General features: G+C 34.1%; 17 protein-coding genes. 9 read left to right on the top strand and 8 right to left on the bottom strand.

Annotated features, from left to right (window positions below; genetic code table 11):
- Positions 1-32 precede the first annotated feature (32 nt).
- From COJ46_RS00345 to COJ46_RS00320, 6 genes are all read left to right on the top strand, one after another.
- Complete coding sequence (locus tag COJ46_RS00345; RefSeq protein ID WP_097978256.1) at positions 33-350, top strand: PTS lactose/cellobiose transporter subunit IIA; 318 nt, start codon at positions 33-35, stop codon at positions 348-350.
- A 50-nt stretch (positions 351-400) separates the two neighbouring features.
- Positions 401-1,309: an N-acetylglucosamine kinase gene (locus tag COJ46_RS00340; protein ID WP_097978257.1), complete on the top strand. Its 909-nt coding sequence runs from the start codon at positions 401-403 to the stop codon at positions 1,307-1,309.
- An 81-nt stretch (positions 1,310-1,390) separates the two neighbouring features.
- Positions 1,391-2,281, top strand: a complete 891-nt coding sequence (murQ, locus tag COJ46_RS00335) for an N-acetylmuramic acid 6-phosphate etherase (RefSeq protein ID WP_097978258.1) — start codon at positions 1,391-1,393, stop codon at positions 2,279-2,281.
- A 193-nt stretch (positions 2,282-2,474) separates the two neighbouring features.
- Entirely contained in the window at positions 2,475-3,329 is an 855-nt protein-coding gene (locus COJ46_RS00330) for a MurR/RpiR family transcriptional regulator (protein ID WP_176522635.1), read from the top strand.
- A 220-nt stretch (positions 3,330-3,549) separates the two neighbouring features.
- A complete protein-coding gene (locus COJ46_RS00325; protein WP_097978259.1) occupies positions 3,550-3,921 on the top strand; it encodes a cysteine-rich CWC family protein in 372 nt (123 codons plus the stop codon).
- A gap of 1,044 nt (positions 3,922-4,965) precedes the next feature.
- Complete coding sequence (locus COJ46_RS00320) at positions 4,966-6,615, top strand: Ig-like domain-containing protein (RefSeq protein WP_098565578.1); 1,650 nt, start codon at positions 4,966-4,968, stop codon at positions 6,613-6,615.
- 90 nt (positions 6,616-6,705) lie between these two features.
- On the opposite strand, the gene COJ46_RS00315 is transcribed toward COJ46_RS00320, so the two are convergent.
- The 3 genes from COJ46_RS00315 to COJ46_RS00305 form a co-directional block, all read right to left on the bottom strand.
- On the bottom strand, positions 6,706-8,040 hold the full coding sequence (locus COJ46_RS00315) for a (Fe-S)-binding protein (RefSeq protein ID WP_098565577.1): 1,335 nt from the start codon (positions 8,038-8,040) through the stop codon (positions 6,706-6,708).
- Positions 8,037-9,449, bottom strand: coding sequence for a glycolate oxidase subunit GlcD (glcD, locus tag COJ46_RS00310; RefSeq protein WP_097978262.1), 1,413 nt, complete (start codon positions 9,447-9,449; stop codon positions 8,037-8,039). Before glcD ends, COJ46_RS00315 begins: the two co-directional genes overlap by 4 nt.
- An 86-nt stretch (positions 9,450-9,535) precedes the next feature.
- On the bottom strand, positions 9,536-10,654 hold the full coding sequence (locus COJ46_RS00305) for a CdaR family transcriptional regulator (RefSeq protein WP_097978263.1): 1,119 nt from the start codon (positions 10,652-10,654) through the stop codon (positions 9,536-9,538).
- 211 nt (positions 10,655-10,865) lie between these two features.
- Here COJ46_RS00305 and truA point away from each other — a divergent pair, with 211 nt between their 5' ends.
- Positions 10,866-11,609 carry a tRNA pseudouridine(38-40) synthase TruA gene (gene truA, locus COJ46_RS00300; RefSeq protein WP_097978264.1) on the top strand — a complete coding sequence of 248 codons (744 nt, stop codon included), beginning with the start codon at positions 10,866-10,868 and terminating at the stop codon, positions 11,607-11,609.
- Between the two features lie 51 nt (positions 11,610-11,660).
- On the opposite strand, the gene COJ46_RS00295 is transcribed toward truA, so the two are convergent.
- From COJ46_RS00295 to COJ46_RS00275, 5 genes are all read right to left on the bottom strand, one after another.
- Positions 11,661-12,884: an MFS transporter gene (locus COJ46_RS00295; RefSeq protein ID WP_097978265.1), complete on the bottom strand. Its 1,224-nt coding sequence runs from the start codon at positions 12,882-12,884 to the stop codon at positions 11,661-11,663.
- A gap of 188 nt (positions 12,885-13,072) precedes the next feature.
- Positions 13,073-14,263 (bottom strand): MalY/PatB family protein, encoded by a 1,191-nt coding sequence (locus COJ46_RS00290; protein WP_097978266.1) that lies wholly within the window; start codon positions 14,261-14,263, stop codon positions 13,073-13,075.
- A 20-nt stretch (positions 14,264-14,283) separates the two neighbouring features.
- A complete protein-coding gene (gene malX / locus COJ46_RS00285) occupies positions 14,284-15,846 on the bottom strand; it encodes a maltose/glucose-specific PTS transporter subunit IIBC (protein ID WP_098565576.1) in 1,563 nt (520 codons plus the stop codon).
- A 191-nt stretch (positions 15,847-16,037) separates the two neighbouring features.
- Positions 16,038-16,808 (bottom strand): MurR/RpiR family transcriptional regulator, encoded by a 771-nt coding sequence (locus tag COJ46_RS00280; RefSeq protein ID WP_098565575.1) that lies wholly within the window; start codon positions 16,806-16,808, stop codon positions 16,038-16,040.
- A 186-nt stretch (positions 16,809-16,994) separates the two neighbouring features.
- Entirely contained in the window at positions 16,995-17,417 is a 423-nt protein-coding gene (locus COJ46_RS00275) for a VOC family protein (protein ID WP_097978269.1), read from the bottom strand.
- Between the two features lie 938 nt (positions 17,418-18,355).
- On the opposite strand from COJ46_RS00275, the gene COJ46_RS00270 reads away from it, so the two are divergent.
- Positions 18,356-21,862, top strand: a complete 3,507-nt coding sequence (locus tag COJ46_RS00270) for a S8 family serine peptidase (protein ID WP_098565574.1) — start codon at positions 18,356-18,358, stop codon at positions 21,860-21,862.
- 184 nt (positions 21,863-22,046) lie between these two features.
- Positions 22,047-22,901 (top strand): MurR/RpiR family transcriptional regulator, encoded by an 855-nt coding sequence (locus COJ46_RS00265; protein WP_097978271.1) that lies wholly within the window; start codon positions 22,047-22,049, stop codon positions 22,899-22,901.
- The last annotated feature ends 82 nt before the right edge of the window (positions 22,902-22,983 follow it).

The following is a 22,983-nucleotide window of genomic DNA, read 5'->3' as shown; positions in this document are numbered from 1 at the left end:
ATAAATAAAAAACAAAATTAAGGAGTATGAAAATGATGATGACTAACGAACAAGAAATTTTTGAGATTATTTCACACGGTGGGAATGCAAGATCACTAGCTTACGAAGCATTAGAGGCCGCAGAAAAAAATGATTTTGAAACAGCAGATCGCTTAATCGAAGAGTCTCACCAAGAAATTGGTTATGCACATAAAACTCAAACGACTTTAATACAAGCTGAATTAAATGGTCAGCCGTGTGAAAAGTCTTTATTAATGATTCATGCTCAGGACCATTTAATGACAGCAATGAGTGAACAAAAGCTAATAGAGCATATCATTCGTTTACACAAAAAATTAGCCGAGAAATAATCGATTCATATAGTAATAGAATAGACGATAGATGGTAGGGGGCAGTTTTAGTGAAATATGTTATAGGTCTTGATGGTGGAGGAACGAAGTCAGAGGCTATTGCTTATAATTTAGATGGAGAAATTATTAGTCAAGGTTATTCTGGTTTTAGTAATTTACTAATCAATGAAGAAGATGGAATTCATCATATTATAGAAGCAATTGAAAATTGCTTAAGCCCTTTATCAAAAGAGAATTGCCTATTCTTATTTTTAGGAATTGCTGGAATTGGTGGAGTGAAAGATCGAGGTCCGTTGGAAAAGGCATTAAATGATGCATTTCGTATCCCTTTTAAAATTGTTAATGATGCACAAATTGCACATGCAGCATTACTAAATGGACAAAGTGGTGTATTAACAATCGCTGGTACAGGTTCAATTTGTATCGGAATGCATAAAGAACGGACTGTTACGGCAGGTGGATGGGGACATCTTTTAGGGGATGAAGGAAGCGGATATTGGATTTGTATGGAAATCTTTAAAAAGATTACACAGGAATTTGATGAAGGTATTCCTTTAAGTTATTTATCTTTGAAAATGCTGGAAAAATTGCAGTTAAAAGAAGCCGAAGAACTTAAAAAGTATATTTATCACAATCCAAAAGCTGAGATTGCTTCACATGTTCCATTTATCGTTGAAATGGCCAACATGGGTGATTTAATGGCCTTAACAGTTCTAGAAAGAGCTGGTCAACTTCTTGGGAAAACGACAATCCAAGCCATAAAAAAGTTAAATCTTCGAGAAGAGCCACGAGTTGCAATAAAAGGAAGTATTCTAAGTCGAATACCGGTCGTTCAGAAAACGTTTATTCAAACAATTCAAGAGAACCATCCAACAGTAACATTATACACGGACGAAATCTCTTCGACCTTCGGAGGATATCTATTAGCTATGAAAGAAGTAAATTCACGTAAAGAATAATTAAGTGCTGTAAAAACAAGAAGAGCAGGATGTACAAAAGAGAATGTGTTAAAAATCCTGCCCTATGATTGAGGTGTAATTGTGTTAGAGAACTTAACAACCGAAATTAGAAACGATCGTACGAGTAACTTAGATCAGCTAAGCGTCGATGAGTTTTTAAAAATAATGAATGAAGAGGACCAAAAGGTAGCTCTAGCAGTTAGAGAACAAATTCCGATGATTTCAAAGGTAGTTCAACTAGTTGTTGAAGCATTTCAAAATGGAGGACGTTTAATTTATACAGGGGCTGGTACAAGCGGACGAATTGGTCTACTAGACGCGGTTGAATGCCCACCTACATTTGGAACGAATCCTAGTGAAGTGGTTGGATTAATTGCAGGCGGAGAGAGAGCTTTTATTAAAGCCGTTGAAGGTGCTGAAGATAGCGAAGAGCTAGGTAAGGAAGACCTATTACGAATATCACTTACAAAAAATGATATCGTGATCGGTATTGCAGCATCAGGTCGAACGCCTTACGTAATAGGTGCTTTAAAGTATGCGAACGAGATTGGAGCAAAAACTGTAGCGGTAGCATGTAATAAAGGTTCAAAAATTGGAGAGGTTGCCTTCCAAAAAATAGAAGTGGATAATGGTCCAGAAGTGTTAACAGGTTCAACCCGATTAAAAGCTGGAACATCCCAAAAGTTAATTTGTAATATGATTTCGACAGCTTCAATGATTGGAATTGGAAAAGTATATAAAAATCTAATGGTAGACCTGCAACTAACGAATATTAAACTAGTTGATCGAGCGAAAAGAATAATTGTTGAAGCTACAGGCTGTGATTATGAAACGGCAAGTAATTATCTAATGAAAGCAAATAATCAAACGAAAGTAGCAATCGTCATGATTTTAACAGGAATGAATTACGATGAAGCAATGATCAGTTTGAATAAAGCTTGTGGTTTTATTAGCAAGGTAGTAAAAAATTGATTAGAGGGCGGCAACTAGTACTACTAGTATGTCGCCTTTTATTTCATATAAAAATATAATTCAGATTTTATGATTATTATTTTATAATTTGTTTATAGTCATATTTCGAATCCGATTAAAAGAGGGGAAAATGTCGGTTGAAATTTTCCAAATTCATCATTTATACAAATAAAGAGAGAGTTGAGTAAATTAAATGAATGCATTAAATGGCGGTTTAATCATGTTAAACGAAATGCTGTATAAACTTCCACCATCTGAAAGAAGAGCAGCTAAATATATAATTGAAAACCCAGAAAAATCGATTCAATATACAGTTTTTGAACTTGCGGAAAAAAGCCAAACAAGCAATTCTGCAATTATTCGATTATGTCGTTCACTTGGTCTAAAAGGTTTTCAAGAGCTTAAGCTACGAATTGCAGGTGATATCATTACAACAACAGAAGTAGGATCAAGAGATATCAATTTAGGGGAATCAACTGGTTCCATTATTAAAAAGATGATGAATAACAATATTCAAGCCATCAAAGATACTAGCGATATTATTAATGTGAGTGATTTAGAGGAAGCAGTACAAGCTTTAACAAAAGCGAGAAATATCTATTTCTTTGGTGTAGGTGGGTCAATGGTAGTGGCCTTAGACGCACAGCAAAAGTTCTTACGTATAAAAAAATACACCTCTGCATTTACTGATTTGCATTTGTTAGCTGTTCAAATAGCGAACCATGAGGAGAATGATGTCTTAGTAGGAATTTCATTTTCTGGAGAAACGCTAGAGGTTCAAAAAGCTCTTCAAATTGCAAAAGAAAACGGTGTGAACACCATTAGTATCACGGGCTTTGGTTCCAATTCTGTATCAAACTTAGCGGACATTAAATTATTCAATTCTCCACATAGGGAAGCAACATTTCGAAGTGGAGCAACCTCATCAAGGATGGCTCAACTACATGTCATCGATATCTTATTTATGGCTGTCGCGACACAAGAATACGATCAAACAATCCAGTATATCGATCAAACAAGAACGGCTATTTCTTCATTAAAAAAGTAATTAGTGCAGGATTAAGGATTTAGGTAATATAAGCACAAGGAAATCAACGTTCCTTGTGCTTTTTATTTTTAGGCTCTGTTAAAGTAAATCAACTATATGGCAGTTTAGAGTAACAAGGAATGATATAATTAAATGGATAAATTTAGTAAACCAGTTAAATGATTGAATAGAATAAAAAGGAAATTCCTTTTGGTAACCAGATTATTGAGGAGGGTATGTAATGGCAATTAAGCTCTGTCCCATGTGTGGTAATGAGAATAAGTGCTCAAGTGGGAAGACTTGTTGGTGTAATGATGAGTATTTTCCAAGAGAAATATTTGATCAGATATCACCAGATGAAGTAAGAAAATCTTGTATATGTAAGTCTTGTTTAGAGCAGTACAAAGAAGTTAACAAAATAGAAGACTTAAAACCTTCTAATATCGGACCAATGGTCTTTGGTCGAAAGAATGCACCTAAACAGGACGATGAAGTATGTTACTGCTATGAGAAGTTTAAAGATAAACTTAAACCAGGAACAGTAACTAAGTGTTTCAAAGAGAAATGTGCTAATTACTTAAGCTGTACCTCTGAAAATTCCGGAATATTATAATAGTTTTTATTTGTTTTTAGGAACATGTGAGGAATCGATACTTTCGTAAACATCTAACGCAATGTATTAGTTTAATAATCATTAGAAAAACGGTAAACAACCTTATCAATTAATTATCAAATTTTCGTAAAAGGTAGAGTGATGTTGATTTCCATTACAGGATGCTCGCTTTCCATGGGGCGAGAGCTGAGCCTCCTCGACCTGCGGGGTCTCAGCCTTCCCGATAATCCCATAGGAGTCGAGCATCCCTCCATTCCAATCAACTTATTCATCAAAAAATGTCCGCGATAAAACCTAATCAGATAGCCTTTACTTAGAATAAACTAAGTGTTGTATATTAATCAGATTGTAGAGCAATTAATATTGAACATTTATTAAACTAAACAATCGAATTTGTTTTCTAAAAAAAGCTTATAATATTTTTAACTTCTAAAAAAATTATTTCTAGTGTTATTGAAATAATGAAATTGCTCAAACATATTAACATTTAAAACCATTAAAAGATCATTCGAAAAATGCAATTTTTACCTTTATTAAATGTTCACTTAAAGTCCGTTTTCCCTTTTGACCATTTTATATTTCAACACTCTGAAAAGACTGTTTAGTTTAAAACAGTCTTTTTTAGTACGCAAAAATCAACATTTTAGTTTAACAGATTCCATTTTTAAGAGAGTTGATTTGATGATCAGTCTGGTACTCAAAAAAATGAAAGGGTATGTAGGTACAATATGATTAACATCAAAAATATAAAGGAGAAGAAAGCCTTCGGGAAGGCAGGAAAAACGCAAATGCTATTGTGGTTGGAGTAATCCATTCACTAAGGGAGGTGATATCAGAAATGAAGTTGTTAGTTACAATCACAACATGTTTTGATACTACTAAGAGGGTGATTATGTGATCAAATCAAATCGAACTTATGCATTGTTTAGCGGGCATAAAGTTTTATTAGTTTAAGGCAAAATTTTTATTGCGCTTGGGTAATTATTAAAGGATACTAATAATAGGTTCACTATAACGAACGAAATACAGAGGGGAAAGAATATTATGATGAAAAAGGGAATTTTATCTTTAGCAACATTAGGTTTATTAGCTTCACCATTATCATTCACAACTGCTCATGCAGAAGGAAACAATTATAATTTATTTAAGAAAAGCAGTGAGAGTCATGTTGAAAAGCTGCTTCCGAAAGGTGCAAAGGAGTTTCATACATTTAATGGTTTAAATTTAAAATCACATCTTACTAGCTTTACTAATAAACCATCTATAAATCTATCAAATTATACTACTCAAGCTGATGAGATTGAAGAACTGGACGAACAAGAAGTAAATGATGATTTTGATGTAGCAAATGATTTACCAATTGGAGCAAATATGTACGGCCAATTGCTTCCTTTGTATGATGTAGACCTTTATAAAATCGTTGTACCTACTGATGGGAAAATTACTTTAGGTGGATCTGCTTTTGGTTCTGAAAATATTATATTAGCAATGGGCATTTATCAAAAAGATCTTGTTGAAGATAGTAAACTAGTTTATTTAGGTTACGATTATGATGAAGATTCTGATCTTGAACAACAATACTATCAAGCTAAGGCTGGTACATATTATGTAGTTGCATGGGATGATGATAATGATGAATACGACGATAATACCGAAGATGATTATTATGGAGTCTATACATTATTCAATGTTGCACCAAGTAAACCTACTGTAAATAAAGTTGATAATAATGATCTAGTCGTTACTGGTAAGGCCGAAGCCGGTTCTACTGTAACAGTTAAAAACGGTAGTACGGTATTAGGGACTCCTATAAAAGCAACAGCTAATGGAACTTATTCAGTTAAGATTCCAGTTCAAAAAGCTGGAGTAACGTTAAGTGTTTATGCTAAAGACTTTGTTGGGAATATGAGTGTTGCTGGGACAACAAAAGTTGTTGATGTTATTGCACCTTCTAAACCAACTGTAAACAAAGTTGATAACAATGATGTAGTTGTAACTGGAAAGGCCGAAGCCAATTCTACTGTAACAGTTAAAAATGGTAGTACGGTATTAGGAACTCCTACAAAAGCGACATCTACTGGAACTTATTCAGTTAAGATTCCTGTTCAAAAAGCTGGAGCTACTTTAAGTGTTTACGCTAAAGATGCTGCTGGTAATACTAGTGTAGCTGCTACAACAAAAGTTGTAGACGTAATTGCGCCTGTAAAACCAACTGTTAACAGGGTTGATAATAACGATAAAGTTGTAACAGGTAAAGCTGAAGCGAATTCGACTGTAACTGTTAAAAAAGGAACAACAACATTAGGGACTATAAAAGCAACATCAACTGGAACTTTCTCAGTGACAATCCCTGTTCAAAGTGCGGGCTCAACGTTAACTGTAACAGCTAAAGATGCTGCAGGAAACACAAGCGCAGGAACTAGCGTAGTCGTAGTCGATGTAATCCCACCAGCTAAACCAACAATTAATCGTGTAGATGATAATGACTTAAAAGTAACAGGTAAAGCTGAAAAAGGTTCGACGGTTACCGTTAAAAGAGGCACAACTGTACTAGGAAGTACAACTGCTGATTCATATGGAAACTATTCAGTTAAGATCGCAGCACAGAAAAAAGGAACAGTCATTTCAGTAACTGCAAAAGATAAAGCAGGAAATACTAGTGCAGCTGCAACATATACAGTTGTAAAACATTAATATTTACATTAGAGCCAAGGATTTATTCCTTTATGAAGCATAGTAGGGCAGTAAAAAACACAAGGATTAAGTTCCTTGTGTTTTTTAGCATTAATTTGCTTTATATTCAGCAGCTTTTAATAGTAAATCAACTATGTGTACGACTTCCACCTGTTCTGATTGATTCTCACGATCTACACCTAGCTTCATTTGTAATAAGCATCCAGGGTTAGCAGTTACAATTGTAGTAGCTTGTGTTTTTGTTGCTTGCTTCATCTTGTAATCTAGTATTTGCATCGACATTTCGGATTCGACGATATTATAAATACCAGCTGAGCCGCAGCAACGATCTGCATCTTTCATTTCGTGATAGTGTACATTTTGAATTGACTTCAATAATGTTCTTGGAGCAGAAGCGGTTTTCATGACATTTCTTAAATGGCATGAATCCTGATACGTAATAATTTGTTCTGGTAAACTTAATTTTACTTTATTATGAAACTCAACTTCTACTAGAATTTCTGATATATCCTTTAGTTTATTTTTAAACGCTAGAGCTCGATCTTTCCAATTTGGATCGTCTTTAAGAAGATAATCATAGTCAATTAGGAAACCACCACAGCCTCCTGCATTTGTAATGATATAATCTACTCCGAGATTTTCGAAGGCTTCAATGTTTTTCTTTGCCATATCTTTCGCAATCGACTTTTCACCACTATGACCATGTAATGCACCACAACACGCCTGGTCTTTTGGAATGACAATCTCACAACCAGCTAATTGTAATAGCTTCATCGTTGCATTGTTTGTTTCTAAGAACATTGTATCCATTAAACATCCAGAGAAAAATGCCACCTTCTTTACTTTTTCTTTTAATGGTGGCAAATAGTCAGGGCGTGACTTCATTTGTTTCATAGTCGGGACCTTTGGTAAAACCTTTTCCATTGCAGATAAATTGTTTGGGATTAACTTCATAATTCCAGCTTTTCTTGCTACGACTTGAAGGCCTGTTCGTTGATATAAACCTAATAAACCAACTGCGAGTCTCATACGTTTTTGATGAGGGAAAAGTTCTTTAAATACAACTTTCCGAACAGCTCGTGCAGGAAGTGAATGTTTTTTGTGTTGAGCAATAATATCTCTAGCTTCTTCTAGTAGATGACCATATTTCACACCAGAAGGGCAAACAGGCTCACATGCACGACATCCAAGACAAAGCTCAAGTGTACGTTCCACATCTTCATCAGGTTCAATTAATCCATCCGTTACTGCTTTCATTAATGCGATACGACCACGTGGTGAGTGTGATTCTTTTTGACCTGATTCAATATAAGTTGGACAGCTCGGTAAACAAAAACCGCATCGCATACAGTTTAAAAGCTCGTCTTCGTTCATACGCTCTTTAAATTGTTGACCGATCGCTTGTTGTTCTTGAAGTGTTGTCATTTTGACACCACCATTCTTTTACGACTGTCTTTTGCAAAGACTTTGCCTGGGTTCATAATATGATTCGGATCTAGGGCTGATTTGACAGCAAGCATTGCGGTAATGCCTTCTTTACCAAGCTTTAATTCAAGGTAAGGAGCTTTTACGATTCCAACACCGTGTTCACCTGTAATCGTACCACCTAGTTCAATTGCTTTTTCAAATATTTCTGCAAAAGCCATTTCTACGCGTTCCATTTCTTCGTGATCACGAGCATCGGTAGGACAAGTAGGGTGCAGATTTCCATCGCCTGCATGGCCGAATGTACAAATTTTTACATTATGTTTTTCAGCAATCACATTAATTGCAGAGACCATTTCAGCAATTTTAGAACGAGGGACAGTTGCATCCTCTAAAATTGTTGTTGGTCTTAATTGTGCAAGAGCTGAAAGAGCAGAGCGTCTAGCCGTACGCAATGCTACTGCTTCTTCTTCGGATTTAGCTACGCTAACTGAAATACATTTTTCTTGCTGACAAATTGATTTTATTAATTCGATATCTCTGTTTACAACCTCACTTGGACCATCTTGTTCAATTAATAAGACAGCTTTTACATCGGTCGGTAGTCCAATCTGTGCAAAGTTCTCAACAACTTCTAGGGTAGGTTGATCCATAAATTCAAGGGAAGTAGGAATAATTTTATTAGCAATAATTTTAGAGACCGTTCTGGCTGCATCTTCCAAGCTATCATACAATGCAAGCATTGTTTTTTTCGTTTCTGGCATTGGAATCAGCTTTAATGTAGCCTCGGTAATAATACCTAAAGTTCCTTCAGAACCAACAAATAAACGAGTAAAATCATATCCAGCAACATCTTTTGCTAGCTTTCCACCAGTTCGAATAATGTCTCCGTTTGCTAATACGATTTCAAGTGCGATGACATAATCACGTGTTACACCATATTTTAATCCACGTAATCCACCTGAATTTTCATTAATATTTCCACCAATTGTAGAAATTTTCATTGAGCTTGGATCTGGTGGATAAAATAGGCCTTTTTCTTCGATTGTATTGATCATATCAAGAGTCACTACACCAGGTTGAACTGTAATAGTTAAGTTTTCTTCATCTATCTCAAGAATATTGTTTAAGTGTTTAAATAAGATAACGATCCCGCCATCTGTTGGACAAGTACCACCGCATAAATTCGTTCCTGAGCCTCTAGGAACGATTGGAATGTGGTTTTCGTTACAGATTTTAACGATTTCGGATACCTCTTTAGTAGAACGAGGACTAATGACTGCATCCGGAAGAGCTTGCAAATTTGGTGTAGCATCGTAGGAATATACGAGTCTTTCCACTTTTGAATCATCATAATTTTCTTTTCCAACAATTGCTATAAAACTTTGTGCAATGTCATTTGTAATCATAAATAAATTCCCCCCATTATCTTAATTCAAGTATAAAGAGTTAATAGATGAATTTACTATAGAGGAACATACAGAAAAAACACCATTTATCGGTGTTTTTTTGTAGAATCATCTAGTAGGTATGTTCCAATATACAATTTAACTAAATCTTGGATATCTTTCGGATTCAATTTCGTTAATTCAGTAATTTTACCTAGGCGATACAGAAGTGTGTTTATATGAATATGTAAGGATTGAGCGGTATTTTTAAGAGATTGGTTTTGATTTAAATACTCTTTAATTGTAATAAATAAATCCTCTTCATTTAATAAAGGTGCAATTGTCCGTTCTATAAATGTTTTCTTAATCTCTTGTGAAAGTTCCTGCAGAATTAAATCAATTGTTAAATCTTCATCAAAAATAATTGAACTTGTTTTTAATGCAACTTTTAATGCTCGATCCGCTTGATGATATGATTGATGTAATTGTTTTGGAGTAATTTGTTGCCCAACGCCAGCAGCAATGGGTGAGTTTAATCGATTTTTTATGATCTCATATAAATCATGCATTCTTTGTACTTTATGAATATCTTTATTCGTATCGTCAACTTTCATCAAAATTACAAATCGATTATTGCCCCAACGAACAAATATGTCATCTTTATTTCGATTCGCTAAATCAATTATTAGTTGTCTTGTATCGATTGGGACCATATTCGTATTTTCCCATTCAAAAATAATAACCTGCCTAATATAATTTAGATCAATATTTAGCATAGTAGAACGTTCATAAAAATAATCATCCCACTCAATATCTTGAATCCAATCAAATACAAATGCTTCTAACGTTCTTTGTTGCAAATCAATTTGATCTGTATAATAGTTTTCTCTAATTAATAATTCTGTCATCCTACGTAGCATTTCTCCAAAAGGGGAAATCTGCTCGGGATTTCCTGTAATCCCAATTACTCCGACTATTTCATTTTGAAAGTAAATAGGAAGATTAATTCCAGCCTTCACACCATTTAAACGATTTTCATCATCAGATGTAATCGTAAACGTTTTTCGTTCATTAATTGCAATTAATGAGCCTTCATGAAATGTACCAGTTCGTGCTGGGTCTGTACTTGCTATAATGATGCCATCTGTATTAATAATAATGATATCTTCTTGTATTAACTTTCTAACTTCATTAATAATCTTTAATGCCAACTCATCAAGTACCATGTCAAACTCCCTCAAAATTGTTACTATTAGTATAATGTAAATTGTCTCATTTCTATTATATAGTCTTAAAGTAGTTTGTGAAAAAGTAAAACAAGTTATGAACTTAGCATGAATGGGCTAAAAATAGGATATGTAATAAAAAAGTGGTAAAGTGTTAAGAGCAGGAAGTAGGAAAATAGAACATACATAGAGTTAAATAAAGGAGCAAGAGATGAACAATTATAAATTAGTCATTCAATATGATGGGGGCCGTTATAAAGGCTGGCAAAGACTTGGTAATGGTGAAAATACAATTCAAGGTAAAATCGAGAATGTAGTATCAGAAATGATAGGAAGAGAAGTTGAAATTATTGGAAGTAGTCGAACGGATGCAGGTGTACATGCATTTGAACAGGTTGCTAATTTTAAAATAAAAGAGAACATGCCAGAAATAGAAATTAAAAGTTATTTAAATCGTTATTTACCTAGAGATATTAGTATAAAGGAAGTTTCGATTGAATCTGACCGTTTCCATTCAAGATATAATACTAGTGCAAAAACGTATATCTATAAAATTTGGAATGAAGAATACACGAATCCGTTTATGCGCAAATACAGTATGCATGTAGAAGAAAAACTAGATCTCAAAAAAATGAAGACTGCAGCAGAGTACTTTTTAGGTGAACATGATTTTACAGCATTCTCAAATGCAAAATCTAAAAAGAAGTCGATGGTACGAGAAATTTACTCGGTTGATTTTGAAAAGATAGACGGTTTTATTCAAATAAGAATTAGCGGAAATGGTTTCCTATACAATATGGTAAGAAAAATCGTAGGAACACTAATTGAAGTTGGAGCAGGTAGGTTACAAGCTGAAAATATACCGAAAATAATTGAATTAAAGGATCGTGCTCAAGTGAGTAATCTTGCTGATCCTGGTGGGTTATATTTGGAGAAGATAGAATTTAAGTCATAATTTTTAAAAAAAAGCATTGGAATTTATGGATTCCAATGCTTTTTTTTACTTTTATTCGTTACCATTTTTCTTGTTATCAACTACCAAACAAGCTCTTTCTTTAAATAAAAGCATAAGAATCAATCCAATTAACATTAATAACAATACGAAATAGACTGAATGATTCCACGATGATTGCCCACCTTTAATTAGCTGCATCGCTCCAATTACAATTACAGCACCTAAATTCCCTGCCATCAATAGTAATCCTGTTGCTTCACCAGATACTTTTTCACCAACTAGTTCTTCCGTGGCTGACAGCAGCAAAGCAAAGGCCGGTAAAAATATAAATCCAAGGACGCTACCTATTACAATTAGAAAAGCAAAGTTCCCTGAAGTACAAACAGGATAAATTAATAGAAGGGAGCCAATTATAGTGACTAATAAGAAGGGCTTTCTTTTACCAACTTTATCTGAAAACAGCGGGATAACAATCGAACCAATAATACCGCCGACGATTAAAGTGCCACCTACAATTCCGGCTTGTTCTGATGAAATTCCGTACGGTTTTAAGATTTGTTCAAGCCAGGATGTTAATCCATTAAAGACTCCTAAACCTAAAAAGGAAACGATGTTTAATAGTAAAAGATTCTTGTTTTTTAATAATTTAAATGTAGTACTAAAACTTCCTGAAGTATTAGAATTTCGTTTGAAAGCTGAATTATGATGACCGATGAAGTAGAAAAGGAGTGATGCAAGAATTGTTAAAATTGCCATGATGACTAATGTGGGTTGGAATCCAAAAAGATCTACAAGAAGCGGTGTCCCCGCTAAGGCTACGGCCATTCCGACGAACATCCCGACTGTGCCAATGCCAGTGGCGGTAGCTTGTTTATTTTTAGGAAACCAGTCAACTACTAAACTTGATATTGCATTTAAAATATAAGGTTGGCCAATCGCAATGCCTATTTGACCAATTAGTAAAAATGAGAAGCTTGAATCAAATATTCTAATAGTAGAAAAAACGGACATGAAAATGCCACCTAGTAAAATACTAAATCGATATCCAGCTCGATCAATTACTTTACCTGAGTGGATAGAAAATACAATATAAATTAATGGAAATACAATTAACAACCAATTAATATCTGATTCTGAAACGTCATAATGCGATTTTAAATATGAAATTAGAGGTGCAAAATTTAACCAAAGCATTTGACTAATCCCAGCAAGTGCAGCAAACGAAAGTAAAACATACCAGTTTGATGAATGCTTAATAGCTTTAGTGGACTTCATTCTAACACTTCCCCAATTTATATTCTAAAAAAAGCGATTTAATAGAATATATGATACTCGGCTAATTAATAACTACTTGTTTGCAAAATTGAATAAGCAATTTTCAACTATTTTCTCAAAGGAGTAACCCTCTAAAAGTAGTTTACGGATCTTCTACCTTTAGAGGGTTATTAGGGTTATTACATTAACTATTTATTACTTTCTAAGTAATCTATTGCTTTTTTTAGACGATTTAATCCTTCAATAATCTTAGATTTGGGACATCCAATATTCAAGCGGATAAATCCTTTTCCAGCCTCACCATATGTCTCTCCAGGCATGATGGCTATTTTCGCATGATGAACAAGTGCATGTTGTAATTGTTCGCTAGAAAAAGGCAGCCCGGTAATATCAATCCATGCAAGGTATGTTGATTCTGGCACTGTAAATTTAAGAATTGGAAGATGTTCTTTAATAAAATCTTCTACTGTTTTTAAATTATCATGAATATACTCGGTCAATTCATCAACCCACTCTTCACAAGTTTTATAGGCTTCAATTGTCGCTAACGTCCCAAAAATACTTGCGGATGAAAGGCCATCACGATTTTTCAATGATAAAAGAAAAGCTTGTTTTATCGTTTCATTAGGTAAAATCATATATGATCCACCTAGTCCCGGAGTGTTAAACGTTTTACTCGCGGAAGTACATATACACACATTCTTCAAGTCACTGCTAGTGTTTATAATCGGACTATGAGAATAAGGGTCATGTATAATATCCATATGAATTTCATCTGAAATAATAAATACATTATGTTTATTACATAAGCCTACAATTATTTCTAATTCGTGCTTTGTCCAAACACGTCCTGTTGGATTATGCGGACTACATAGTAGAAGGACTTTTGCGCGCTCGTGAGATAGTTTTTGTTCTAAATCTTCAAAGTTGATTCGGTACTTGCCATTTTCGTAGATTAATTGATTGTCAGAAATGAAACGATTGTTATCTTGGATGACTTTAAAGAAAGCATCATAAGCCGGAGTTTGGATAACGACGTGATCACCTTCATTCGTCAAGTATTCAATTAGTTTTGAAATTGAATAAATGACACTTGGACTATAAACAATCCAATCTTCTTTTATTTCACAAGAGAATCGATTACGAAACCATTCTATAATTGCTTCTTTAAATTCAGCATGATTCCATCGCGTATAGCCAAATATACCGTGTTTCATTCGCTTTTCTAACGCATGTACTATATCATCGGGACTTTGAAAGTCAGTATCAGAAATCGAGAAGGGTAGTAAATTTGGCACTCCAAATCGATCTTCAATATAGTCCCACTGTGTACAATATGTACCGGTCCGATCAACTATCTGATCAAATTTGTATTTCATTTCGTACAACCCCAATTTATTTATGATGATAATTTTTCTAATTGTGTTTTAAGAATACCAACTTGTGGACCAATAACGACTTGTAAATTATGTTCGTCTAATTTCACAACGCCAAGCGCGCCACAATCCTTTAGAACTTTTTCATTTACAATATTCATATTATCTACAACAAGTCTTAATCTTGTAATGCAGTTATCTAGTGATTGAATGTTCTCTTTACCACCTAAAGCAGTAAGAATTTTTAAAGCTTGGGCATTTGTGCCTTTCACTAATGGTTCCTCACTTTGTTGATCATCAATTTTTTCTTCTCTACCAGGAGTTTTTAAATTAAATTTCAATATTGCATATCTAAAAACTGAATAGTATACGGTAAACCAAATTGCTCCTATTACAGGTACAAGATACCACTTTGTTTTTACTCCTTGTAAAACGCCAAAGATAATAAAGTCTAATATTCCACCATCTGTGTTACCAATTGTTAAATGTAATAAAGCCATTACCATAAAACCTAGTCCCGTTAAAATAACGTGGATGAAATATAAAGGTGGAGAAATGAACAAGAATAAGAATTCGATTGGCTCAGTGATACCGGTTACAAAAGTTGCAATAACACCAGAGATTAATAGCCCTTTAATTTTATTACGATTTTCTGGACGGGCAGTATGATAAATCGCAAGCGCAACTGCAGGTAGACCAAACATGAATGTAGGCATTTTTCCTTGAGATAAGAAAGCGGTCGCTGATGGACTGATCGGGGCACCAGCTTTTAATTGTGCATAGAAAATATTTAAAGCTCCAGAAACCGTTTGACCGTTAACGACTTCAGTACCACCAGCTTCTGTGAATCGAATCATTGCAACTAAAATATGGTGAAGACCAAATGGGAGTAGTAAACGCTCACCGGCACCGAATAAAAATGGTCCGAATACGCCAGATTTTTGAATTAAACTTCCGATTCCTGTAATGGCAATTGCGAAAATTGGCCAGATCATCGGGATGATGATCCCAACAACTGATAATGCGAGTGTCGTTATGATTGGTACAAAGCGGGCACCACCAAAAAATGCAAATGCATCTGGAAGTTTAATACTATAAAAACGGTTGTGTAGCAAATAAACAATGATACCAGCGATGATACCGCCTAATACACCCATTTCAATTGTTTGTATACCCATAACCATACCTTGACCAGCTTGACGCATTTTATCTGCTGCTACTAATTGATTTGTTTCTGTTAAATAAAAATTAATTGATAAGTGCATGATGACGTAGCCAACAAATCCAGAGAAAGCAGCGACACCTTTTTCATATCGTACAAGTCCAAACGGAATTGCCATTGCAAATAAAACTGGTAAGTATGAAAATGCAAACCCACCGATAGTGGACATAAAGCTAAAAATAACTTGGAGTACAGAGTTTCCTAAAAATGGGAAAGTCTCAATTGTTGTCGGACTAGTAAATGAGCTTCCGATTCCTAATATAAGACCCATAAAGGCTAATAATGCTACAGGCACCATAAAGGTCTTACCTAGCCCTTGAAAAAATTCCCATAGTTGTGATTTAACGGACTTCTTCTTTGCCATTTTTTTAGCTCCTTCGTTTTTTATTATGTCTTAAGAATACTCACGGCAAAATCGTTTAACAACCGTTTGAGGTGTTTATGTAAGCGTGTACATTTTTTGTATATTGCTTACTTTAAGCAGACTAATAAGTTCATAAATAAAAAGAGTCAGTCGTGGTCTGATAATAGACAACTTCTGTCTCTTTTGAATAACTAACATATTTTCATTTCGTTTAAATAGGCAATAATAATGAAATCTAGTACCATACTTAATGGAAACCTTGAAGTCATATCAAGCTCACCAAAGTAAGTGTTTGTAATATAAGCTTGAAGGGATAAACTTACTTCTTTTTGTAAACGATTTGAGTGGCTACCAGTTATGGCGATCGTTTTAACGTTCCTATTCTTTAAAATATGGGCAAATTCTAACATATGTAAAGTCTCCCCACTATATGAAACTAGTATGGCTATATCATTTTCTGTTAAACTATTGGCAGCACTACGTAGCTCGTCCCAATCAGTTCGCGCATTACATAACTTTCCTGCAAACATGAGTTTTCTAGAAGCGTCAACACAAGCGGGAAGTGAGTTACCAACTCCGAATATTTCAACATGTGTACTTTGCTTTAGATAATTAGCAGCTAGCTTGATCTTTTCTTCATCAATATATTCTAATGTTTTTTCCATTTCTTCTTTCATTCTCTCCATATGTGTATTAAGGAGATAGGAGGTAGAGGAAACTGGACTTTGAACTTTATTTGTTTCCATTGAAAGAGTATATTTTAAATCTTGAAACCCACGAAAGCCTAATTGCTGGCATGTTCTACTAATTGTTGCTGTCGATACATAAAGCTCTTTTGATAATTCATCAAGATTCAGCTTCGTAATATAATCCGTATTTTGTAAAATATAATCCAATACTTGTTTTTCAAGCTGGCTAAGTTTTTCTCTATTTTGTGATAACCGTTTTAATAGTATTTGCATAAAATTTCACCTACTTTTAGAGAACTAGAAATATACCTTATTATATAGGAAATATTCTGAATGAAAAGAAATATAGATTGAGGAGCAAGATGAGAGATATCTCATGTGAGGAAGTGTAGTTGAGATATGTAAAAAAAAGGAAATGAATCCTATTAATAAGGGTTCATTTCCTTTTTTATCTATAAATTAAAATTCACCAGTACCGTGATTAAACATCCAATGAATGCCAAATTTATCTGTTAGGCTACCATAAGCTTTACTCCAAAATGTTTCTTGAAGTTCCATTTCTACTTTACCGCCATCACTTAATTTAGTAAAGACAGATCTAAGTTCTTCTAAATCCTCACTTAAAAAAGATAAATGAATATTATTACCTTGGTTAAAAGGGAAACCAGGGAAAGTATCAGAGAACATAACGTTGCTACCGCTAATGTTCAATCTAGTATGCATAACTAAATTTTTCGCTTCTTCAGGTAGTGGGTATTCTGGATTTGGGGGTGCTTCACCGAAAGTCATAATTTTTGGTGTTTCTGTGTTAAATACAGCCGCATAGAATTCAACTGCTTCACGTGTATTACCATTAAAATTTAAATAAACATCGATTGGCATTTATTTCACTCCTAATGTTATGTATTAAGACTTTAAAAGCCTACAAATCCATTCTATCCAAAAAAAGGTAATATAACAAACTAATATTTGGGAATTTTATGAAAAATTCTGATTTTTTGAGGTGGGATGAAATAATAGTGGAGTTTTAATTAAGATGGGTAATTGTATTAATCTAAGGGGGATAATTAAAAATGGAGAAACGCAATTAAAAATGGGAAATAACAATTAAAATCGTGGAATTTCAATTAAAAATGGGAAACGGCAATTAAAATCGTAGAAATCGCTATTAAAATAGCTACAACCCAATTAAAACAAGGACATAACCAATAAATACATCAAAACAATCAAATTTTATAAGATGTCATTAAACTACTTCCTATATTGAAGTATTTTTTTCTGTAAACTACTTCCTTATTAAGCTAAAACAATTTTTACAAAAAAAAACGCTCCATTTTGGACTAACTCATCAACACTGCCAATGTTTAGGTGGGAAATAAGTAGAAGTTTGTCGGAAAGATAGTAAAAACTGATTATTCTGGCTACTTCCTATACCATATTTTTACCTATTTCAAAAAGAATAGACCTCGATTGAAAATTACAAATTGCATCTTTTATTTAATATAAACTAATATAACCCTAAAATGTCTCAACCGATTAATGTAATTTTCCCGAGTTTATGAATTTTTTTCGAACTTCCTCGACTGAATATGTCAAAATTCTCTTTTTTTCTACTTGATTTCTTTAAGTTCACTCCAAACTGAATATGCCAAAAGTCCGGATGAATAACCCATTATGATTATAGAGTTAACGAAATTAAAATTAATATAGTATCAAATTTATTAATAAAGCATTAGCAATTTATTGGTTCAGTTTTGCTTGAATCTATTTTTATTTTAATAGATTCAGAACATTAAAGTTTACTGTAGAGGAGATTAAAGATGAAAAAGAGAAAAAGCTTTCCTTACAAAGTCTTTGCAACGACAACTTTAGCTTCAATGTTATTTACATCAACTGGATTTGCTGAAGGAACAAATGAAAATCAGGTGCCGGCTCCAAGTTTAGATGAGATTGCAAAGCAGGATCAAAAGATTTTTGCTGAAGAACAAAAACAAACTGGGGAAAAAGCTGTAGACCCATTTGGCTATAAAGAATTAAATGATGCTCATGCTTATAAACCAAATGACAAAGTACGTGTAATCGTTGAGGTTGAACAGCCAACAATTGCTGATGATTCTACTCAAACTAAAAAAGCACGCTTTAAAGAAAAGCAAGATCAAGTCATTTCAAAGATTTATAAGGAAAGATCCGTACCTAAAATAAATCAACGCTTTTATGAAGGATTTAATGGCTTTAGTTTGGAGACTGAATATCGTAACTTAAAAGAAATTCAACAAACACCAGGCGTTACGAATGTACATATTGCAAGAAAGTTCCAACCTTCAATGGGAGCAAGTAAAGAATTAGTACAAGCTCAAAAAGTTTGGCAAAGTTACGGATATCAAGGTGAGGGATTGTTAGTAGCGGTAGTCGATACTGGTATTGACTATACGCATAAAGACATGACAATCACTGAAAAAGGAAAAGCAAAAGAAAAATGGAATCAAGAAAACATTAAAAGTAAACTAGCTGAAACAAGTGTAGGAGAAGTTTGGTATAGTGACAAAGTTCCAACTGGATATGACTGGGCGGATCATGATACAGATGTCATTCCACATGGTTCTGGAAATGAACATGGTATGCACGTATCAGGTACAATTGGTGCAAACGGTGATGATGCAAATGATGGAGTAGAAGGCATTGCCCCAGGCGTGCAGTTACTAGCAGAAAAAGTATTCTCTGATACCGCAAATGGAGCGTATGAAGACGACATCATTGCCGGGATTGAGCATGCGGTAACAATGGGAGCAGATGTCATTAATATGAGTTTAGGAACTGATTCAGGATTTGTTAGTGAAGTAGATGATCCGATCCAAAAAGTGATTCGTGAAGCGACTGAGCAAGGTACGCTGGTAGTTGTAGCTGGTGGGAATTCTGCTTATAGTACACAAAATAATTTGCTGCAATCTTCTTTAAAACCATATGCCGAAAATCCGGATATTGGTACAGTTGGGGAACCAGGTGTAAGTCCTTTTGCGTTATCTGTGGCTTCATATGAAAATTCAAGTATACATATGAGTACGCTAAAAGAAGAAAATGGATTGCAACTTCCATACCAAGATCAATCACAATATAACTTTAATTTATCAAAAGTATTATCACCGCTTGAATCTTATGAATTGGTTTATGTAGGGGAAGGTAAAACTGCCGATTTTAAAAATCTTCCTGACTTAACAGGTAAAATTGTAGTAGCAAAACCAAATGAAAGGTATGCTACTTACTCTTATATTCAATCAGAAGCAAAGAAGAAGAACGCAAAAGCGGTCATTCTTGTTCCTGCTGCTGATGATATTGACTATCCGTTAGTTTATTGGAGTCCTTATTTTAATATACAAGCAGTTACTACAAGTAAAGCGATAGGTAATGCATTAATTTCTAAGTTAAAAAGTGGTTATGTTGTAAAAATGAAACCGTCTAAAGGGGTATATGTTGAAAACCCGGATAAGAATACGATGTCATATTTCTCATCTTACGGGGCTCCACATACATTAGACTTTAAACCTGAAATCTCTGCACCAGGAGGAAATATTTACTCTACTGTACCAGGGAATGGCTATGAGGTTATGAGCGGTACATCAATGGCATCTCCACATGTTGCTGGTGGTTCAGCCTTAGTTTTACAATCGCTTTATGAAAAAGGATTAAAACATTCAGAGAGTACAGCTTTAAAAGCGAAAATTGCTTTAATGAACACTTCTAAACTAGTACAAGATCCTAGTACGAATAATGAAATTCCGTATTCTCCACGTATTCAAGGTTCTGGTTTAATGCAAATTCAAAATGCAATTAAAACGCCTGTACTTGTGACAAGGGAGAAAACTCCGCTAGAACAAGCTGGAGCAGTTGCACTAAAAGAAGTTAACAATAATATTCACTTCAAATTAAATGCAGAAGCTCTACAAAATCTGAATGTAAAAGATTTGGAATATCAAGTATATGTAGATGTATATACAGATGGCAGAGAAACAAAAGAATTTGACCTAGACAGTGATGGGAAGTTAGAGTCAAAAGAATATTTAACATTAAAAAGTGAGCGTATCCAAGGTGCTACGGCAACTGTTAATGGCGAAGAAGTAACAAGCACAGAAGGAAAGACGTTAAAAATTAAACCAGGACAAGAAAAAAATCTTGATGTTCAGATTCAACTTCCATCAAGCTTAAAAGATGGTTCATTTGTTGAGGGATACGTACGTCTAGTTCCTTCTGGAAAAAATAGCGATTCAGCAGTACCATTATCAGTTCCTTACATGGGGTATTACGGCAAATGGGATCAACCAAAAAATATTGATCCAGCAGCATATGAGAAAGATGCATTCTTAGGTTATACAACGCTTTGGAATGATGAAATTGGAGCAGAAGGGGTATTCCCATTAGGTTATGATCCAAGAGCAGGAAGATTTAATATGGATCGAATTGTAATGTCTCCAAATACTCCATTGAAAGAAGTATACCCATCATTTACAGTGCTTCGTAACTTAGCTAAAACAGAAATGTACGTAGAAAATGATAAAGGTGAATTACTTCAATACTTAGGTGATTTTAGTGAATATACTGGTAAGCCATGGAAATTCCGTAAAAACATTATGTCTTTTAGAGACTATTTGAATACTGGATATGGTTGGGATTTAAAAGATCAAAATGGACAAGTAGTGAAGGATGGCATTTATAATTATGTAATCAAAACAACGCTTGATTATAATGGGGCAAAGCCGCAAATCGTAAAACTTCCATTGCATATTGACTCAGTTGCTCCAGTTGTTTCGGATATAAAGGTAACACCTAAAGGTGGCCAATACGAAATCTCATTCAAAGCGGATGATGTTGGAAGTGGTTATAATGGAGCAATCGTTTGGTATAACGGTAAATATAAGTCACTACCACAAGGAGCAACATCTACTCTAGTAAAAGAAGAACCAAAGAGTGTTGTAGTATTAGGAGCAGACTATGCACTAAATCAAAGTTATACAGTTTGGGGAGATCCTTCTTATATTAACGAGGAAATGCTTGTTAGCTACTTCAGTGTATATCCAAATAAAAATGTAAATGCAAAAACACCAGCAGGAATCAATGCTTTTGCAAATAACAATGTAAATTGGAAAATTTATATTAAAGATGCTAACGGTAATGTAATTGATTCACTAGATGTACAAAACGAAAATGAAATTCACTTGAATTGGACTCCAGAAGCAGATGTTCCAAATGGTACGTATACAATATCTGCGGATGTATCTAGTAAAGATGGATTCAAAGTTTCAGTAAAACCACAAACAATTACAGTACAACAATAAATAATCAAAAAGTAAAGTGTAGGGAATATTTTTTCCTACACTTTTTATTTTTAACAAATTTTTAAATGTAGAAAGAACTAAAAAACAACTTTAATTTGGTTATTAATATGATTTTCTAAACATTTGGTTCATAATAGAGAATAATAGTATTTTGTATGTTTTTTAGCAGAAAGGTGTTTAGTAAATGAAACATTTAACAATCTTATCAAAAATTGAAAATTATATGGATCGCTTTACGCAAGCCGAAAAGAAAATCGCTGTATATATAATGGAGCATGCTGAAATGGTTCCCAACTTAACAACTAAAGATATCTCTAACAATACTGGAGCTAGTGAAGCAAGTGTTGTTCGATTTTGTAAAACAATAGGAATCGGTAGTTTTAAAGCCTTTAAAATAGCATTAGTTCGTGATTTGACTGTAGCTGAAATGAATATTAATGATTTTTCTGTAATGGATAAAAAAGACACACCGTATGATTTATTTAATAAAGTAACTTATGTAAATAAAGCCGCTATTGAAGCTACAGTATCAACTTTAGATAAAAGAGAATTAGAAAAAGCAACAGATGAAATTGTAAAAGCTAAGAAGATTATATTTTATGGGGTAGGCGGTTCAGCTGTATCAGCTATGGACGGAGCATATAAATTTGGGAAAATTGGCTACCATGCCATTATGTCTCCTGACTTCCATATGGTAATCACTTTAGTAGGTCATATGGAAGAAGGCGATATTTTTGTTGCCGTTTCTAATTCAGGGAAAACAAAGGATGTATTAGAGCTTGCTCGTTTTGCTAAGAAAAAGGGAGCAACGATCATTGCGATTACTAAGCTTGGCAAGTCTCCGTTATTTAAGGAAGCTGATATCAAACTTTGTACACCTGACATGGAACAAGATATTCGAATTGGAAGTATAGCTTCTAAAATGGCACAACAAAATATAATCGATTCATTATATGTCATATGCTTTAACCGAATCGGTAACAAAGTATCTAGTAAACTTCATGAGTATAGTGAAGAAGCAGGTAAATTAAGAAGGTAATCTCAATCTAGTCAAGGAAGATAGGTAAAAAAAATTTACTTATCTTCTTTTTTGTTATACTGATGAGGAAAAAAATGTCAAA

The organism is Bacillus sp. AFS077874 (assembly GCF_002566505.1).
Classification (GTDB): Bacteria; Bacillota; Bacilli; order Bacillales; family Bacillaceae_G; genus Gottfriedia.
Note: the sequence above shows the minus strand (reverse complement) of the source record. Positions and strands in the feature narration are given on the sequence as shown.

Excerpts from the sequence above, each read along its gene's own strand:
- COJ46_RS00290 (WP_097978266.1), bottom strand. The coding sequence starts at position 14,263 with ATGAAATACAAATTTGATCAGATAGTTGATCGGACCGGTACATATTGT.
- COJ46_RS00280 (WP_098565575.1), bottom strand. The coding sequence starts at position 16,808 with ATGCAAATACTATTAAAACGGTTATCACAAAATAGAGAAAAACTTAGC.
- COJ46_RS00265 (WP_097978271.1), top strand. The coding sequence starts at position 22,047 with ATGAAACATTTAACAATCTTATCAAAAATTGAAAATTATATGGATCGC.
- glcD (WP_097978262.1), bottom strand. The coding sequence starts at position 9,449 with ATGATTACAAATGACATTGCACAAAGTTTTATAGCAATTGTTGGAAAA.
- COJ46_RS00305 (WP_097978263.1), bottom strand. The coding sequence starts at position 10,654 with ATGGTACTTGATGAGTTGGCATTAAAGATTATTAATGAAGTTAGAAAG.
- COJ46_RS00345 (WP_097978256.1), top strand. The coding sequence starts at position 33 with ATGATGATGACTAACGAACAAGAAATTTTTGAGATTATTTCACACGGT.
- COJ46_RS00315 (WP_098565577.1), bottom strand. The coding sequence starts at position 8,040 with ATGACAACACTTCAAGAACAACAAGCGATCGGTCAACAATTTAAAGAG.
- malX (WP_098565576.1), bottom strand. The coding sequence starts at position 15,846 with ATGGCAAAGAAGAAGTCCGTTAAATCACAACTATGGGAATTTTTTCAA.
- COJ46_RS00320 (WP_098565578.1), top strand. The coding sequence starts at position 4,966 with ATGATGAAAAAGGGAATTTTATCTTTAGCAACATTAGGTTTATTAGCT.
- COJ46_RS00270 (WP_098565574.1), top strand. The coding sequence starts at position 18,356 with ATGAAAAAGAGAAAAAGCTTTCCTTACAAAGTCTTTGCAACGACAACT.
- COJ46_RS00275 (WP_097978269.1), bottom strand. The coding sequence starts at position 17,417 with ATGCCAATCGATGTTTATTTAAATTTTAATGGTAATACACGTGAAGCA.
- COJ46_RS00330 (WP_176522635.1), top strand. The coding sequence starts at position 2,475 with ATGAATGCATTAAATGGCGGTTTAATCATGTTAAACGAAATGCTGTAT.
- COJ46_RS00325 (WP_097978259.1), top strand. The coding sequence starts at position 3,550 with ATGGCAATTAAGCTCTGTCCCATGTGTGGTAATGAGAATAAGTGCTCA.
- COJ46_RS00295 (WP_097978265.1), bottom strand. The coding sequence starts at position 12,884 with ATGAAGTCCACTAAAGCTATTAAGCATTCATCAAACTGGTATGTTTTA.
- truA (WP_097978264.1), top strand. The coding sequence starts at position 10,866 with ATGAACAATTATAAATTAGTCATTCAATATGATGGGGGCCGTTATAAA.